We start from the raw sequence: 16,258 nt of genomic DNA on the forward strand, positions 1-16,258 counted from the left end.
CACCCTCCCGGCATCCGCCGCTTGCCCGTAGCATGCGTGGACCGTTCCGCCGTCGTGCGGGCGGAATGTGCCCCTCAGTAACCGGCCACCGACATTCACGGAGACTTCGCGACGGCGTTTCCCCACCGCGACGGAACGTTCTTGATCACCTGGCGACACTGCCCGCCCCGCTCCACTCCGGAACCTCGAGGAGTCAGCCCTATGACCGCCATGAACCGTCGACGATTCATGCAGCTTGCCGGCGGCACCGCCGCCCTGTCCGCGCTGTCCGGCAGTATTGCCCGGGCGGCGGAAATTCCGGCACATCGCCGCACGGGCACCCTGCGGGACGTGGAGCACATCGTCGTGCTGATGCAGGAGAATCGTTCCTTCGATCACTACTTCGGCTCCCTGCGCGGTGTCCGCGGCTTCGGCGACCCCCGGCCGGTGACGCTCCCCAGCGGGAAGCCGGTCTGGTACCAGTCGGACGGCTCGAAGGACGTGCTGCCGTTCCGGCCCGACGCGGAGGACCTCGGGCTGCAGTTCCTCGCGGGGCTCGACCACGAGTGGAACGGCGGCCACGCCGCCTGGAACAAGGGCGCGTACGACCAGTGGGTGCCCGCCAAGACCGCCACCACGATGTCGTACCTCACCCGTGAGGACATCCCGTTCCACTACGCGCTGGCCGACTCGTTCACGATCTGCGACGCCTACCACTGTTCGCTGATGGGTCCCACGGACCCGAACCGTTACTACATGTTCACCGGCTTCACAGGCAATGACGGCAGCGGCGGCGGCCCGGTCATCACCAACGCCGAGCTCGGCTACTCCTGGACCACCTACCCCGAGCGCCTGGAGAAGGCCGGCATTTCGTGGAAGGTCTACCAGGACATCGGCGACGGTCTCGACGCCAAGGGCTCCTGGGGCTGGACCAAGGACGCCTACATCGGCAACTACGGTGACAACTCGCTGCTGTACTTCAACTCCTACCGCAACGCCGAACCCGGCAGCCCGCTCCACGACAAGGCACGCACGGGCACCAACGCCAAGAAGGGCGAGGGCTACTTCGACCTCCTCAAGGCCGATGTGCGGGCCGGGAAGCTCCCCCAGGTCTCCTGGATCGCCGCGCCGGAGGCCTTCTCCGAGCACCCGAACTGGCCGGTCAACTACGGCGCCTGGTACATATCCCAGGTACTGGACGCCCTCACGTCGAACCCGGACGTGTGGAGCAGGACCGCCCTGTTCATCACCTACGACGAGAACGACGGCTACTTCGACCACATCGTTCCGCCGTACCCGCCGGCGTCGGCCGCGCAGGGGCAGTCGACCGCGGACACCACCACGGAGCACTTCACCCCCTCCGGGGGCGAGGACCACATGGCGGCCCCCTACGGCCTGGGCCAGCGCGTCCCGATGCTGGTCGTGTCGCCCTGGAGCACCGGCGGCTGGGTCAATTCCCAGGTCTTCGACCACACCTCGATCGTCCAGTTCATGGAGCGGCGCTTCGGTGTCCACGAGCCGAACATCTCCCCCTGGCGCCGCACCGTCTGCGGCGACCTGACCACGGCCTTCGACTTCGCACGCAGCGACGCCTCGGTACCCGGGCTGCCCGGCACCGACGGATACATCCCGCCGGACCACGAGCGGCACGACGACTACGTGCCCACTCCCCCGGCGGATCCGAAGCTGCCGCGGCAGGAGCCCGGACTGCGCCACGCCCGGCCGCTGCCGTACGACCTCGCCGTCGACGCCAAGCGGCAGAAGGACGACAGCAGGCTCCAGGTCGACTTCGCCAACCACGGCGAGGCGGGAGCGAGCCTGCACATCACCTCCACGACCCGCGCGGACGGGCCGTGGACGTACACCGTCGGAGCGGGCAAGCGGCTCTCCGACAGCTGGCGCATCCCCGAGGACGACGCGGGCACGTACGACCTCTCGGTGCACGGGCCCAACGGCTTCCTGCGCCGGTTCCGGGGACACGGCGGCGCGCGGCACCTGGAGGTGAGCGCCCGGCACGACTCCGACAGCGGCCGGGTCCGGCTGATCCTCACCAATGAATCCAGCACGACCGTCGGCGTCACCGTCCGGGACGCGCACGGCGCGGAGCACCCGGCCCGCTACCGGCTGGCCCCCGGCGAGCACCGCGTCCACATCGCGGATCCCCGCCGCAGCCACGGCTGGTACGACCTGTCCGTGGTCTCGGACCGGGACAGCGTCTTCCTGCGCCGCCTCGCCGGCCATGTGGAGACCGGCCGCCCCGGGACGAGCGAACCGGCCGTCTCCCGGAAGGCCGACGGCTGACACTCGGCACCGCTCCCCCGGTCCGACGGACCGTGGCGGCCCGGCTCTCCCCCGGGCCGCCACCCGGCCGGGCCCGCGGGTGCGGGCGGGCGTTCGGTCCCGGGCGGTCAGAACGGGCCGTGCAGCTCGCCGAGCCGCTCCGTGAGCCGCAGGTTCTCCGCGTAGTTCACCGGGCAGGCGATGACGGTGACGGTGTCCTGCGCGAGAGCGTCACGCAGCACTGGCAGCAGTTCGCCCGCCGCTTCGATCCGGTGAGCGCGGGCGCCGAAACTCTCGGCGTAGGCCACCAGGTCCGGATTGGTGAACCGGGTGTGGCTGTGCCGGCCCAGTTCGAGCTCCATCTTCCAGGTGATGAGCCCGTACTCCTCGTCCACCAGCACCAGGACCACCAGCGGGATCCGCTCGCGCACCGCGGTCTCCAGCTCCTGCGAGTTCATCAGGAACGATCCGTCGCCCATCATCGCCAGCACCCGCCGCGCGGGTCGGGCGAGCTTGGCGCCGATGGCTCCCGGCAGCGCGAACCCCATGGTCGACAGGCCGTTGGACAACAGACAGGTGTCCGTTGCGTAGGTGGGGTAGAGCCGGGCCATCCACATCTTCCCCGCCCCGGTGTCGGCCAGGACGATGTCCTCCCGGCCCAGCGCCGACCGCACATCCGCGACCACCCGCTGCGGCACCAGGGGGTACGCGTCGTTGCCGCGGCCGTACTCCAGCTCGTCGGCGAGGAGCGACCGGATGCGATCCCCTGCCGCATCCCGCTCGAACCGCCGCGGCACCGCCGCCGCGAGGGCATCCAGCGCCTGCGCGATGTCCCCCTCGACACCGACCGACACCGGATAGTGCGCATCGACCTCGGCCGGGAACCGGTGCAGGTGCAGGATGCGCTTGTCCGTCCGCGGGTTGATCTTGGCCGGATCGAATTCCTGGAGCTCGTAGCCCACGCAGATCAGGACATCGGCCGAGTCGAAGCCGAAGTTGACGTAGTCGTGGCGCATGAAGCCGGCCGCGCCGAGGGCCTGCGGATGGTCGTCGGGGAAGACGCCCTTGCCGTGGAACGTGGTGGCCACCCGCACATTCAGCCGTTCGGCGAACCGGACAAGGGCCTCACCGGCCCCGGCCCGCGCGGCGCCGTGTCCCGCCAGCACGACCGGGTGACGGGCACCGGCCAGCACCTCGGCCGCACGGGCGATCTGTGCCGCGGACGGAGCCTCGGCCCGTACGGTGTCCACCGGCAGCGGCCCGATGGGCTCGGTGAGCCGAGCGCCCTCGATGTCCTCGGGCACCGCCAGGAACACGGCCCCGGGACGTTCGCGCTGCGCGGTCTTGAACGCCTTGCGCACCATTTCCGGCACCGCCTCCGGGACCTGCACCCGTGCCGACCACCGGGTGACCGGGGCGAACATCGGCACCAGGTCGATCACCTGGTGGGACTCCTTGTGCGTACGCCCGAGGGCCCCCTGCGCCGCCAGCGCGACCAGCGGCGCGCTGTTGGTCACGGCATCCGCCGCTCCCAGCAGCAGATTGATGGCTCCGGGCCCCAGCGTCGCGGAACACACCCCGGCCCGCCCGGTGAGCCGTCCGTACATCTCGGCCATGAAGGAGGCGCCCTGCTCATGGCGGACCAGCACGAACCGGATGGCGGAGCCGTTCAGGGCATCGACGAAGCGGATGTTCTCCTCGCCCGGAATGCCGAAGACGTACTCGACCCCTTCGGCCTCCAAGCAGCGCACCAGAAGATGCGCCACATCCTCCCCGGTGCCCTCGGCCGGACGACGGCCGGTCGCGGGATGTGTGTTCATGACCCGAGCGTAAGCACGCCCGCACCCGCTGTCGCGGCGACCGGCGCCCGCCCGGCTCCGGTCCGGGTATCCGCGGCGGGCGGTCGGCTACGGCTTCACCGCGATGCGGCCCTCGTCCATGCGCAACAGCAGCAGCCGCGCCCCGGTCTTCTCCAGGAACTCGTCGACCGCCTCACGGGAACCCTGCCACCAGCCGTAGTCGTCGATGAGCAGAACCCCTCCGCTCACCAGGCGCGGATACAGGTACTCCAGCTCATGGCGGGTCGAGGCGTACCAGTCCGTGTCCAGCCGCAGGACCGCGATCTCCTCCGGCGCACCGGCCGGGATCGTGTCCTCCACCCGGCCGGGCACATAGTGGACCCGGTCCTCGGGGTACGGGATCTGCGCCATGCCCTCCTGGACGTCATCCAGTGTGGCGATGGCCCAGATGGGGTGGTCCTTGCTGCGGCGGGACAGCAGGTCGGAGGCCATTTCGCCGTCTCGGCGCCGGTCCTTCTCCGTGGGCGGAGGCATGCCTTCGAAGGTGTCGAACAGATAGAGGTCCCGGCTGGTGTCGCCGATCGACAGGAGAGTGCGGGCCACCGCCTGCATGCTGCCACCGCGCCAGACGCCGCACTCGACGACCGCACCCGGCAGCCCGTGGCGGCTGACGTAGCGGGTCGCGAGCACCAGCGCGTTCAGCCGTTCGGGTGAGGTCATGGTGTACGGCCGCACCGCCTGGATGGTCCGGCGCGCCTCGTCGTCGTAGTCGGCCGGCAGGCCCGCCTTCGCCTTGGCGGGGGGAGCCGGCGGCGGGACCGGGCGACGCAGTTCGTAGCCCGTCAGCCGCTCGAGGGATCGGTTCGCTCTCTGTCTCCAGCCCATGCCCACGAACGTAATGCCGTGTGCCGCGCCGCGCGCGGTGAGAGGCGGGCCTGCGGGCGCGGTCGCCGTCCAGCGGGCCGTCGGCGCGCCTCCCGGCGGCGTACCGGGGATGCGGTCGGCTGATCCGGTGGTCGGGTGATGTTCCCGTCGGGTGATCCGGTGGTGCGGTGATCGGCCGATCCGGTCGTCGGGTCGTGTGGTGATGCGGTGGTGGGCCGATCCGGTCATCGGAGTCTCGCACTGCGCGGCGGACGGTGAGCAGCGCGATCCGGTCCACGGCATCGACCGCGCGATCACCACCGATACCGCCCTCGGCCCCAGGAGCCGCGTCCCCTCAGGGGCTCGGGTCCGAAGGGTCGTCGGGGGCGTCCGGGCGGCTGCCCATGTCCCCCTCCGAGCTGCGTGCCCGGAGCCCTGCCGGAAGGATTCGAATCCCTGCCACTCGGCGCATCCACCTTTCCGTCAGGAAAGAGAATCGTCCCGATACCCGTCAGGGAAATTGCGGATTTTGAATGGCGGGTGACGGCCCGTACGGCGGCGCGCCGGAAAGGAAAGCCGCATTACGCGATCCGACGCCCCGCCGGGGATATACTGACCGGCACCACCCGAATCCGGGTCCCGCGCACCGGGGTTCGGATCGCGGAGAGCGGCCCGTCCGCGCCGACGCATACACACCCCCATGAGCTGCGATGATCCATCGAGCAGCCCGGAGGGCGTCGCCCGCCCCCCGGTGCCGCAATCCCCCGGAACCGGGCCGCGGATCACGTCTCCGGAGAGGCAACGGAGAAAACGGGACGCTCGGCCCGCACAAGAATCCGCTGACCGGATCGGCGGCGGTCCACCGCATTCTCACGCTCTACCCACTGAGGTTCTCTGGTACATCAGCAACACGTCGCGGAAGGCGGCCGCCATGTCCAACTCCCGGGATCTCCTGACGTCTCGTAAGGGAAGCCGCGTCGGGCATCGGCCCGAATGGCTCCGGACCGCAGGACTGCAACTGCCGGATCTGGCCTGGCACGCCGCCCGCGGCGCGGCCTACGCCGCCGGGAGTGCCGCCTTCAGCCTCCTCGTGGTCTGGTGGCAGTCCCGGCACTGAATCCGGCCGGCCCGGATGAGGTCCGCCGGGCGGGGAGCAGAGGCCTCAGGTCCCAGCCGTCGGTCAAGGCCGATGAGCAACACCTCCTGCGACCCGCCTCAGATCGGCAGAGTGTCCTCGAGCTGCGTCAGCTCCTCCGTGCTCAGCTCGAGGTCGGCGGCCCCGGCCGAGTCGGTGATGGAGGCCGGGCGGCCGGCGCCCGGTACCGGGATCACGGCCGGGGAGCGGGCGAGCAGCCAGGCCAGGGCGATCTGCTGCGGGCTGACGCCGCGGCCGGCCGCAACGCGGTGGAACGCGGTACCGACGGAGGTGGGGCCGGAGGGGCCGTCGAGGGAGCTGCGTGAGATGCCGCCCAGCGGGCTCCAGGGCAGGAAGGCCAGGCCCAGTTGGGTGCTCAGCTGGAGCTCGGGCTCGCTGTCGCGCACGGCAGGCGAGTACTGGTTCTGCACGGAGACCAGTCCGTCGCCGAGGATCGCATGTGCTTCCCGGATCTGTTCGGTGGTGACGTTGGAGATGCCGGCGGCGCGGATCGTGCCGGCGTCGAGCAGCGCGCGCAGCGCGCCGACGGACTCCGCCCAGGGAACCGCGGGGTCCGGCTTGTGCAGCTGGTACAGGCCGATCGCCTCGACGCCCAGGCGCTTGGCGGAGGCCTCGGCGGCTTGCTCGAGATGTTCCGGGGTGGCGGTGACGGTCCAGCTGCCGTCGCCGGGTCGGCCGCGGCCGCCCTTCGTGGCGACCAGGACGCCGGAGGTATCGCCGCCGTAGCGGGCCAGGGCGCGGGCGATCAGCAGCTCGTTGTGGCCGACTTCGCCGGCGTGCCAGTGGTAGCTGTCGGCGGTGTCGATGAGCGTGACACCCGCGTCGAGGGCGGCGTGGACGGTGGCGATGGCCTGAGCCTCGTCCGGGCGGTGCTCGATGGACAGCGGCATGGCGCCCAGGCCGATGGCGCTGACGGCGGTGCCTGCAAGGGGGCGGTGCTGCATGGCGGTCTCTGTTCCTCGGGCGGTGGGTGGCGGCTCGGTGGTGAGGGCTTCTGCGACGGCGGCGGGCAGCCGGTCGGTGGCGCGGGAGAAGGAGAAGCGCGGATTCTTCGCGCGGGCGCTGCTCATGGCGCAGTGGCGGTCGAAGGAGAACGGCGAAGCCTCCTCGCCCGCCGGGAGATTCCGGTGGACGGGCTGCCGGCCGGTCTGCGTGGCGGGCTTCCGCCGATGACACCGATCGTTGGCATGCCCCCATCCTGGAGACCTATCGTCATCAGCAGAAGTACCGACTTACTGGACACTCATTAAGGAAAACTGTTGATCGATGTGCAGCGGCTCCGCGTCCTGCGGGCGGTGGCGGAGCACGGCAGCTTCAACCGGGCGGCCACTGCCCTGCACCTCACGCCCTCGGCCGTCTCCCAGCACGTGGCCGCCCTGGAGCGCAGCCTCGGCGCCCAGGTCGTCGCCCGCAGCACCCGTGGCGTGACCCTCACCCCGGCCGGTCGGATCATGGTCGGCGCCGCCGAATCCGTCGCCGCCGAGCTCGAGTACGCACAACAGCAGGTCGACCAACTGAGCACGGGCCGCGTGCAGCTCACCGTCGCCACCTTCACCAGCGGCGGTCGCCTCCTGCTGCCCGGCGCTGTCACCCGGCTCATGGCGGTCCACCCCCGCACCGTGCTCCACGTCAGGGAAGGTGAGCCCGAGGAGGTCCTGCCACTCGTCCGCCGGGGCGCCGTGGACATCGCGCTCGCCTACCACTTCGACGGCCCGCTGCCGGTCGGGCCGGGTCCCCGCTCCGGCCTGGAATGGACACCACTCCTGGAGGACCCTCTGCACGTCGTCCTGCCGGAGGGACACCGGCTCGCCGGCAGCGACGTGCTCGCCCTCGCCGAGCTGGCAGCCGAGCCCTGGGTGCTCGGCTGCCTGAAGACCGAGGCATACCTGCGCCGCTACGCCGAGGGCGCCGGCTTCGCTCCGGAAGTGCGCGGCACCACCACCGACTACTTCTTCGCCCGCTCGCTCGTCGCCGCGGGCATGGGAATCTCCCTGATCCCCTCCATCGCGCTCGCCCCGGAGATCCCTGGCCTTCGCACCGTCCCGATCGAGCCACCGGGGCCGATCCGGCACATCGGCATCGCCGCAATCGGCCAGGAGAAGCGGCCCCATGTGACGACGCTCGTCCAAGCCCTCGGTGAGCAGGCGGTGCAGCAGCAGGAGGGCCTGTCCGCTGAGTGCGGGGTCAGGGCCGGCGCCTGACCGAGCTCCCGGCTTCCGGGCACGCGCCGGGCGCACTCGGCCTTCGAGACGTGCGCCGCCCGGGACGCGGAACGAGCCGTGCACCGGCTGAACGAGGAAGGGGACGCCGCCGAGCGCTTCTTCGGCCAGGCGTTCACCGAGCCGGAGCCGGCTGCCGGGCGGCCGTCGTTCCGGGCGCCGTGGCGCGGTGCGACCGTTCCGGTCAGGCCATCAGCTCCGTGGCCGTCACCGCGTGCAGGCCGCGGTGGTGGAGACCGTCGAGCAGGGCGGGCATGGCCGCCACGGTTCCCGCGTGTCCCAGGTGCAGACTCACCACCGACCCCGGCCGGATCCCGTCCAGGACGGTGCGGACCACCGCCGCGGAGCCGGGGTCGGTGTGGTCGCGGGAGTCGAGGTCGTAGGCGAGACAGTGCGGGTAGCCCGCGCGGCGGGCGAGGCGGCGGACCAGTGGGGTGGCCAGCCGCGCCCGGGACGGCCGGAACCAGGCGCCGACGGATCCGGTGAGCCGGCGCAGACGGTCGGCGCACGCGGTGATCTCGTCCTGGGCGGCATCGGCGGGCAGTGAGCAGATGTCCACGTGGTGCTGGGTGTGGTTGCCGAGTTCGTGCCCGCCGTCCAGCACGCGGCGCGCCAGCTCGGGGTACGCGTCGAGCCAGGTCCCCACGGCACACACGGTCAGCCGCGCACCGGCCCGCTCCGCTTCCGCCAGCAACGCATCGGCCAGGGCCGGGGCGCCCTGGCCGTGAAAGGTCAGGGCCACGCGGGGGCGGTCACGCGGGCCGTGCTCGACCTGCCCGGGCAGCCGCGGTGCCGCGGCACGGGACGGCGTAGGGGCGGTGCCGGGCGGGGCCGGGCTGTTCCCGGCGCTCCGCGGCGGACGGCTGTCGGTGCAGCCGGTGGCGAGCACGCCCGCGGCGGCGGCTCGCAGGGCGGCGCGCCGGTCCAGTGGGGTCACAGGGCCATTGAAGGACATCCCTGCCGCACCGGAGACGATTGATCCGTTCTGCGGTGTTCTGCGTGTCCGCGGGAGGGGTGGGTTCCGGTGGCCGACGGGGCATGGCCGGCAACGCTCGGCATGTGGTTCCCCCGGTCGCGGAGACGGCGGGCAGGTGTCCGGTCTCCGGTCAGTCGGGTGGGCCGAGTTCCCCGACGATCGCCCCCCGCAGCAGTTCGCGGACGCGCTCCAGGGAAGCCGAGCCGCTGAGCCACCGCTCGCTGAGGCCCTCCACCATCGCGGTCAGGCGCTCCGCGGCGTCGTCCGCCATCACGTCCGCGCGGACCGTTCCGCCCTCCTGGGCACGGCGGATGAGGTCGGTGGCGTACTCGTTCCACTCCTCCGTGGAGGCCCGGAGCTGTTCCCGCAGTTCCGGGTCGAACACCGCGGTGGCCCGCACCTCGCCCCAGGCCGTGCTGTTCTCCACCACCTCGGGCGCGTCCTGGAGTTCCAGGAGCAGCATCTGCTCGAGGTGGGCGCGCGGGTCGGTGTCCGGGCAGGCGGCCGGCTCGGTGTACCGCTCGGCCCGTTCGTTGATGTGGTCCAGTGTCCGGCGCATCAGCCCGGCGCGGTCGCCGAAGTGGTAGTAGATCAGCGCGGTGGAGACCCCGGCCTCCTCGGCCAGTTCCTCCACGCGCAGGCCCCGGATGCCGCGGCGTGCGATGACGCGGACGGCGGCTTGCAGGATCATCGTTCGGCGCTCGGACACGCCCTCACCGTACAGGCGAGGTCCGGATGTCCTGACACCGCCCCGGGCCGGGACGAGATGTCCGTCACGGCCTCTCATGGCCGGACATGGGGACAGCGGTGGATCCGGGCGGGGCGTGCCAGGGGAACCATGGTGCGAGGCCGTGCGTCCGTTGGGGCATGCCCGCGCTCATCGCTCCCCTGCGGCAGCTGTTGCTCTTCGCCTGGCTGGAGACCCGTTGCTGCGGGTTCGCCATTGCTCTGCTGTCCGGCGTCGCACTGTCGACCGCCCTGCCGCACCTGCCCGTGGCCCGCTACGACCTGCTGCTGGTGTACGGGGTCCTGCTGACCGTGGTGTTCCGGCTCTGCGGGTGGGAGTCCGGGCGGGATCTCGCGGTGATCGCCGTGTGCCACGCCGTGGGGCTGGCGTTCGAGCTGGTGAAGGTCTCTCTCGGGTCCTGGAGCTATCCGGAGCCCGCGGTACTGAAACTGGCGGGTGTGCCCCTGTACGGAGGGTTCCTGTACGCCGCGGTCGGCAGCTATGTCTGCCGTGCGTGGCACGTGCTGGAGCTCGGTCTGGTCCGGTACCGGCGCGGGGCGACGACGGTGGTGGCCGCGGCCATCTATGTGAACTTCTTCAGCCATCACTGGCTGCCGGATCTGCGCTGGGTGCTGGCGGTGGCGCTGCTGGCCGCGACGGCCGGGACGCAGGTGCGGTTCACCGTGGGCAGCCGGCGCCGGAGCATGCCGCTGGCGCTCGGCTTCGCACTGATCGGCTTCTTCCTGTGGGTGGCGGAGAACATCGCCACTTATCTGGGTGCCTGGCGGTACCCGTATCAGATGGATGCCTGGCAGCCGGTGTCCTGGCAGAAGATCGCCGCCTGGGGTCTGCTGATCAGCGTGACGTTCGTGCTGGTGGAGTGGGCGAGGAGGGACCGGAGCGGCGGCACGGGCGCGGGCTCACAGGGGTTGCGCCGGATCGTGGGCCGGCTGACCGGGCGGCCCCGTGCCGGTGCTGACGCCGGCTGACGGTCGTCGGCTCGCGGGAACTGCGCCGCGCCTGCGGACCGGAGCCGCCGCAGTGGTTCGGCACCGGCACCGGCACCGCGCCGGGTGCCGGGCCGCAGCCGCCCTCCGGGGCCCGGACAGGCGTCCGGGCCCGCGAAGGAGCGGTACGGCTCAGGAGCTGAGCTTCCAGACGGCGTGGGCGATCGCGTCGGTGTTGGTGTCGAGCGCCTTGTCGTCGACGTTGGAGGCGTCGTCGCAGGCCTGGTGGTAGCAGGGGTCGAAGGCCTCGCCGGCCTTGCCGCCCCAGTCCTTGGCCTGCTTCTCCGTCTTCTTGTAGTCCGCGCCCGAGAACAGCCCGCCGACCTTCACGCCCTTGTCCTTGAACGGGGCGTGGTCGGAGCGGCCGTCGCTCTCGTCCTCGTGCGCGGTCGCGATCTTCTTGTCCGCGTACCAGTCGGTGAAGACCTTCTCGAGCTGGGGGTCGTCGTCGTAGACGAAGTAGCCCGGGTTGGGCGAACCGATCATGTCGAAGTTGAGGTAGGCGTCGATCTTCGACACCTCGCCGGAGTCCAGGCTGTCGACGTAGTGCGAGGAGCCGATCATGCCGTCCTCCTCGGCGCCCCACCAGGCGAACCGGAGGTGCTTGGTGGGCTTGAGGTCGGCCTTGGCCACGGCGAGCGCGACCTCCAGGATGCCGGCCGAGCCGGACCCGTTGTCGTTGATGCCGGGGCCGTCGCTGATGGAGTCGACATGCGAGCCGGCCATCACCACCTTGTCGGCGCTGCCGCCCGGCCAGTCGGCTATGAGGTTGTAGCCCTTGGCACCGTTGTGGTCGAACTCCTGGAGCTTCGTGGTGAATCCGGCCTTGTCCAGCTTGCCCTTGAGGAACTCCACGGACGCCTTGTGACCGGGCCGGCCATGGGCGCGGTTGCCGCCGTTGGCCTCGGCGATCTTCTGGAGCTCGGCCAGATCGGCCTTGACGTTCTTGACGTCGATGTCGGGTGCGGCCTTGGGGGCGGCACCGATGGTCGCCTGGGCTCCGCCTGCCGTGCTGATCAGCCCTGCGGCGAGGACGGTGCAGGCGCCGGCGGCGAGCATGCCGCGGCGCAGAGGTGTTGCAGTGAACACTGTTGGCTCCTGAAGTGGGGGGTTGGAGCTGAGCAGTTGATGAGATCAAGAGATTGACGGCCTCTGCGTCAATCGTCAAGAGCGAATACCGAACGCCGAGTTCCCACCAGCGGACATCCGGCCATGTCGCGGCCGAAAGGCATACGGTGAATCCTGCTCAGGTTCTCGGCTGCGCACCGGGCCTGCGGTGGAGCGGAATCGGGCGGAGTGGGATCGGACACATCGGCCGGCGGGCGGTGGCGCACGACGCCCGAGAGCTCCCGGACGCCGAGCACAACGCACCTCAGCCGGAATGGCCTCGGGCTGCCACCGAGAGTGGGGCTCCGCACTCGTTCCAGGCGAGTCAGCGCGGCGGGGCGGCCGCCCTGGGACAACCGCCGTCGAACCGTGCCGACGAGCCGGTTCGACGGGGGGGCGGCGGGCGGTCGAGGGGCGAGCCGGGTGGGGCGGCGGGCGGTCGAGGGGTGAGTCGGGTGGGGCGGCGGGCGGTTTCAGCCCGCCGTCCACGCGGGGTCGCGTCCGCTGAGGCCGATGACGCGGTCGAGGAGCGGGGCACCCTCGGGCACGTCGACCACCGGGCCGAACAGGCCCTCCCGTCCCGCCTCCTCGCCGGGCACGGACATCAGGGACACGAATTCCAGGGACGCGTCGAGTGCCGGAGGGTCGCAGTCGTAGGGCTGTCCGCTGGCCCGAGCGATGTCCCAGCCGTGGATGACGAGCTCGTTGAGGGCAACCTTGCCCGCCACCTCGGCCGGCAGGTCGATCCCGCCCGCCCGGGTCATGCCCTCCCAGGCCCGGGGGTCCCGCCAGGCCGCGGCGAGCTGCTCGAGCTGCCGGGGGATGCGGGTGCGCCAGTCGGTTCCCAGCCGGGCGGCATCACCGGAAGGGTTCTGTACGGCCTCCCCTTCGATGTCCTTCACCGCAGCGGCGGCGAACGCCCGCGACAGCCCGTCGACGTGCTCCACGAGATCCCCGAGGGTGTAGGCGGGGCAGGGCGTCGGCGCGGCGAGCAGATCGTCGGCGACGCCTTCGAGCAAGGTCGCCATGCGGCGCGTCGTGGGGCCGAAGTCGATCATCACGGTCATCGAGGCTCCTTCGGGCGGCGGCGTGCGTCCGGCACTCACCCTGCCACGGCTTGCGGCATTTACCCCCGAGACACATCACTACCGGCGCAACCGCCGCAGGCCCTCCCCCTGAAGACGGATCCCGCCATATCGGCGATATTCAGGCACCCTCGTGACATTCAGGCATCATCGACCGTGGGGCCGAAAGCCCGGGAAGGGAGGGGACGGGCAGGCTCCTGACGGCCGCAGTGCGGCGCCGAGGACCATGACGCGGCGCACGGGCGCCTCCACGCATGGGCGTGGGACGCCCGTGCGCCGCGTCATGCACACGTTTCGGTTGCCGGGCGGGCCGTTCTCAGTTGCCGAGCAGTCCGTTCACCCCGGAGCCGACACCACCGAGGACGCCGTCGACGGTGCGCTTCAGCGGGCCGTCGTCCTGCGTGCTGCCCTGGTCCTCGTCCTGCGGCTCTTCCGGCGAGCCGGTCGGGTCCGCCGGCTCCGCGGGGGCCCGGCCCTGCCCGGAGTCCCCGATGCGCCCGTCGTCCGGGGAGGTGGGCGCGCCGGAGCTGCCGGACGCGGAGGCACCGGCCGGACTCCGGTCCGTCGGGGTGGCGGTCCCGGGCCGGGACGGCTCGGCCGAGTCGCTGCCCGCCGGCGCGTCCTGCTCGCCGGACGGCGTCTTCTTCTCGGTCGGCAGCGGCTCCGGCTCCGCCGAGGAACTCACGGTCAGACCGGCCCCGTGGCTCGCCTCGGACCGGTTCGCCTTCTTGTGGTGCGTCTTTTCGGAGCGGGTGGCCCCGGGGTCCGGGAGGTCGGGAGTGGGACGGTAGCGGGCGCCGGACTCCGCCTGCGCGGGCGTTTCGTCGCCGACCGACTGCAGAGCGAAGGCCAGCACGCCCACGACACCGAGAGCGGCGGCGGCCGTGAATATCGCGGAATGCGCGCGACTCACCCCGTGAGGTCGTCCATGCCTGCCCATACGACTGCCTCCGAGTTCTGCCGTTGACTGTGCCACCCCATTAAAGCGTGACGGCCCGGGATCACGGCAGGAGGGTACGGATCCCTTGCGGACAGCATGGTCAGCGTTACTTCGCGGGACCGAAACAGGGAACATTCCCTTCGCAATACGATCAGCAGGTGCATTTTTCGGATGCTTCGTGAACCGCACACACCTGCCGGGCCCGGTCGGGCGGTTCCCGCACTCGGACATCTCGATCCCTCAGTACGGAACGACCTCTCCGGAACCGAGCACACGTGATCGCCTCGGGCCACTCGCGGGACCGTGACCGCCGCGGCGCCACGAGCCTCGCGTCCGGCGCCGTCATCGCAGATCAGACAACAGATGCAGGAGACCGTGCGGCAGCGGGGGCGCCCTGTGGACGAAGTCGTCTCCGTCCCCAGAGGGGTACGACCATGACCACACCTCCCCCAACAGGCCTGCGGCACACCCTTCCCCAATCGGTGAATTACCGTCAGGAATGCGGGATACGGCGAGAAGCGGATCACGGGCCGCCCGAAGTCCGGCGCAGAACGTTCACCGCGAAGGCCCAAGAGGGGATACACCCAGGGCGGCAGGGGACAAAAGAATTCCCCTCGCATGCCTCCATCTGCCTGAGCACCCTCTACACCTGAACGATGTTGAGCATTGCGGTGAGCAATTCCAACAGCCCCTGAAATTCCGCCACTTCGACACCATCGACAGCAGGATGAACTTGTTGTCCGGTTCAGGGCCCGCCCGCCCCGCCTCCGGGTCGCGGCACCACCCGGAGGCCCCTCCTGGCGTCACGCGGACCCGCCGACAGCCGCCACCGACGCAGCGTGCCCGGAGTCGCCCCCGCGGCGCACGGAAGGACCCCGAGCCGGAGGCGAACAGGGCGTCAACCCGAAGCGCTGCCCTCCCACCGTGCCCCGAGACGCTGCGGAGACCTGCACGCCAGACGCCGGAAGGGTTCCTCCGATGGAAACCATCGGCAGATTCATGACACATCAGCACGTACGGGTGAATGTGCTGATGTTCTGGTGTGCCGACTGGTTACGGGCGGCAGTCTTATGCGGGCTCGTTCAGTGCTGGGGGGAAGGCGGCTGACGGTGGTCTCGGAACCGCGTCGTTGGTTGAGGATCAAGTGTTCGCGGGGGGTGCCCGAGTTCGCCCACGGCACCTCCGCCGCCGTGGGGAGCGGGGCCGCTCCCGTTGCCCGTACGGCAGGGCGCCGGCGCGCCGTTCTCCGCCACACGGCGTATCCGCTGCTGCTGACGGCTCTGGTCGTCGTGGTCGCGGCGACCTGGCACTTCCACTGGGACCAGGGCCGGGTCTCCCCGCTCTTCCTCGTCGGCACCATCGGGTATCTCGCTCTGCTGGAGCGCGTCATCCCCTACGAGCGCGCCTGGCACCCCGGCCCCGGCGAATGGGGCTGGTACGGGGTCTACTTCCTGCTGACGATGGCGGGCGGAGGCCTGGCGCAGTTCGGGGTCACCGGCGCCGTCCGCCTGCTGTCCCCGCCTTCCCACCCGGCGGTGCCCCTGTGGGCCGAGGTCCCGTCCGCCCTGCTCCTGGGCTCGCTGGCCAGCTACGCCGTCCACCGCCTGGGACACCGTCACCGGTGGCTGTGGCGGCTGCACGGTGTGCACCACGTGCCGGACAAGGTCAATGTCGGCAACAACGGGGTCAACCACATCGTCGACGTCGTGCTCGCCCAGGGCACCGTGCAGGTCGCTCTGGCGCTGGCCGGGTTCTCCGCCGCATCGGTCTTCGCGGCGGGGCTGTTCGTGGTGGCGCAGGGCTACTTCGTGCACGCCAACATCGATGTCCGGCTCGGCTGGCTCAACCATGTCGTCGCCGGCCCCGAACAGCACCGGCTCCACCACAGCACCGACCTGGCCGAAGCCGGCCACTACGGCTCCGACCTGTCGGTCTGGGACCACCTGTTCGGGAGCTACACCTGGCATCCCGGCCGCAGACCCTCCGCGGTGGGGCTGCAGGACCCGGCGTCCTTTCCCGGAACCGGTGCCGTCGTCGAGAGCCTGCTCCAGCCCTGGCGCCGTCCGCGGCAGCAGGCAGCCGCCCCGGCCGCCCCGCCTCGGTGACCACCGCACACCTC

Annotated in this window: 13 protein-coding genes; 5 read left to right on the forward strand and 8 right to left on the reverse strand. The window is 71.1% G+C overall.

What is annotated here, in order from left to right; genetic code table 11:
- Positions 1-201 precede the first annotated feature (201 nt).
- A complete protein-coding gene (locus tag ACFYYR_RS26830) occupies positions 202-2,280 on the forward strand; it encodes a phosphocholine-specific phospholipase C (RefSeq protein ID WP_388858653.1) in 2,079 nt (692 codons plus the stop codon).
- Between the two features lie 107 nt (positions 2,281-2,387).
- On the opposite strand, the gene ACFYYR_RS26835 is transcribed toward ACFYYR_RS26830, so the two are convergent.
- Positions 2,388-4,079 (reverse strand): acetolactate synthase large subunit, encoded by a 1,692-nt coding sequence (locus tag ACFYYR_RS26835; protein ID WP_388858656.1) that lies wholly within the window; start codon positions 4,077-4,079, stop codon positions 2,388-2,390.
- Positions 4,080-4,166: 87 nt separating this feature from the next.
- The gene (locus ACFYYR_RS26840; RefSeq protein WP_388858659.1) at positions 4,167-4,943 is read right to left on the reverse strand and encodes a TylF/MycF/NovP-related O-methyltransferase; all 777 of its coding nucleotides are present in this window, start codon (positions 4,941-4,943) and stop codon (positions 4,167-4,169) included.
- 910 nt (positions 4,944-5,853) lie between these two features.
- Here ACFYYR_RS26840 and ACFYYR_RS26845 point away from each other — a divergent pair.
- Positions 5,854-6,039 carry a hypothetical protein gene (locus ACFYYR_RS26845; protein ID WP_388858662.1) on the forward strand — a complete coding sequence of 62 codons (186 nt, stop codon included), beginning with the start codon at positions 5,854-5,856 and terminating at the stop codon, positions 6,037-6,039.
- 98 nt (positions 6,040-6,137) lie between these two features.
- Here ACFYYR_RS26845 and ACFYYR_RS26850 read toward each other — a convergent pair whose 3' ends face one another.
- On the reverse strand, positions 6,138-7,022 hold the full coding sequence (locus ACFYYR_RS26850) for an aldo/keto reductase (protein ID WP_388858759.1): 885 nt from the start codon (positions 7,020-7,022) through the stop codon (positions 6,138-6,140).
- Positions 7,023-7,337: 315 nt separating this feature from the next.
- On the opposite strand from ACFYYR_RS26850, the gene ACFYYR_RS26855 reads away from it, so the two are divergent.
- Positions 7,338-8,279, forward strand: coding sequence for a LysR family transcriptional regulator (locus ACFYYR_RS26855; protein WP_388858665.1), 942 nt, complete (start codon positions 7,338-7,340; stop codon positions 8,277-8,279).
- A gap of 202 nt (positions 8,280-8,481) precedes the next feature.
- Here ACFYYR_RS26855 and ACFYYR_RS26860 read toward each other — a convergent pair whose 3' ends face one another.
- Positions 8,482-9,252, reverse strand: a complete 771-nt coding sequence (locus ACFYYR_RS26860) for a polysaccharide deacetylase family protein (protein WP_388858668.1) — start codon at positions 9,250-9,252, stop codon at positions 8,482-8,484.
- Between the two features lie 151 nt (positions 9,253-9,403).
- A complete protein-coding gene (locus ACFYYR_RS26865) occupies positions 9,404-9,982 on the reverse strand; it encodes a TetR/AcrR family transcriptional regulator (RefSeq protein WP_388858671.1) in 579 nt (192 codons plus the stop codon).
- 158 nt (positions 9,983-10,140) lie between these two features.
- Between ACFYYR_RS26865 and ACFYYR_RS26870 the strand changes: the two genes are divergently transcribed.
- The gene (locus ACFYYR_RS26870; protein ID WP_388858674.1) at positions 10,141-10,989 is read left to right on the forward strand and encodes a DUF817 domain-containing protein; all 849 of its coding nucleotides are present in this window, start codon (positions 10,141-10,143) and stop codon (positions 10,987-10,989) included.
- A gap of 150 nt (positions 10,990-11,139) precedes the next feature.
- Here the strand turns inward: ACFYYR_RS26870 and ACFYYR_RS26875 are convergent, their stop codons facing one another.
- The 3 genes from ACFYYR_RS26875 to ACFYYR_RS26885 all read right to left on the reverse strand — a co-directional run bounded on the left by ACFYYR_RS26875 (position 11,140) and on the right by ACFYYR_RS26885 (position 14,112).
- Positions 11,140-12,066, reverse strand: a complete 927-nt coding sequence (locus ACFYYR_RS26875) for a M28 family metallopeptidase (RefSeq protein WP_388858762.1) — start codon at positions 12,064-12,066, stop codon at positions 11,140-11,142.
- A 521-nt stretch (positions 12,067-12,587) separates the two neighbouring features.
- Positions 12,588-13,181 (reverse strand): TIGR03086 family metal-binding protein, encoded by a 594-nt coding sequence (locus tag ACFYYR_RS26880; RefSeq protein WP_388858677.1) that lies wholly within the window; start codon positions 13,179-13,181, stop codon positions 12,588-12,590.
- 334 nt (positions 13,182-13,515) lie between these two features.
- Positions 13,516-14,112 (reverse strand): hypothetical protein, encoded by a 597-nt coding sequence (locus ACFYYR_RS26885; RefSeq protein WP_388858680.1) that lies wholly within the window; start codon positions 14,110-14,112, stop codon positions 13,516-13,518.
- 1,184 nt (positions 14,113-15,296) lie between these two features.
- Between ACFYYR_RS26885 and ACFYYR_RS26890 the strand changes: the two genes are divergently transcribed.
- Entirely contained in the window at positions 15,297-16,244 is a 948-nt protein-coding gene (locus ACFYYR_RS26890; protein WP_388858683.1) for a sterol desaturase family protein, read from the forward strand.
- Positions 16,245-16,258: the final 14 nt, after the last annotated feature.

The organism is Streptomyces sp. NPDC001922, from assembly GCF_042891165.1.
Classification (GTDB): domain Bacteria; phylum Actinomycetota; class Actinomycetes; order Streptomycetales; family Streptomycetaceae; genus Streptomyces.

Excerpts from the sequence above, each read along its gene's own strand:
- ACFYYR_RS26880 (WP_388858677.1), bottom strand. The coding sequence starts at position 13,181 with ATGACCGTGATGATCGACTTCGGCCCCACGACGCGCCGCATGGCGACC.
- ACFYYR_RS26845 (WP_388858662.1), top strand. The coding sequence starts at position 5,854 with ATGTCCAACTCCCGGGATCTCCTGACGTCTCGTAAGGGAAGCCGCGTC.
- ACFYYR_RS26835 (WP_388858656.1), bottom strand. The coding sequence starts at position 4,079 with ATGAACACACATCCCGCGACCGGCCGTCGTCCGGCCGAGGGCACCGGG.
- ACFYYR_RS26860 (WP_388858668.1), bottom strand. The coding sequence starts at position 9,252 with ATGTCCTTCAATGGCCCTGTGACCCCACTGGACCGGCGCGCCGCCCTG.
- ACFYYR_RS26840 (WP_388858659.1), bottom strand. The coding sequence starts at position 4,943 with ATGGGCTGGAGACAGAGAGCGAACCGATCCCTCGAGCGGCTGACGGGC.
- ACFYYR_RS26875 (WP_388858762.1), bottom strand. The coding sequence starts at position 12,066 with ATGCTCGCCGCCGGCGCCTGCACCGTCCTCGCCGCAGGGCTGATCAGC.
- ACFYYR_RS26850 (WP_388858759.1), bottom strand. The coding sequence starts at position 7,022 with ATGCAGCACCGCCCCCTTGCAGGCACCGCCGTCAGCGCCATCGGCCTG.
- ACFYYR_RS26830 (WP_388858653.1), top strand. The coding sequence starts at position 202 with ATGACCGCCATGAACCGTCGACGATTCATGCAGCTTGCCGGCGGCACC.
- ACFYYR_RS26870 (WP_388858674.1), top strand. The coding sequence starts at position 10,141 with ATGCCCGCGCTCATCGCTCCCCTGCGGCAGCTGTTGCTCTTCGCCTGG.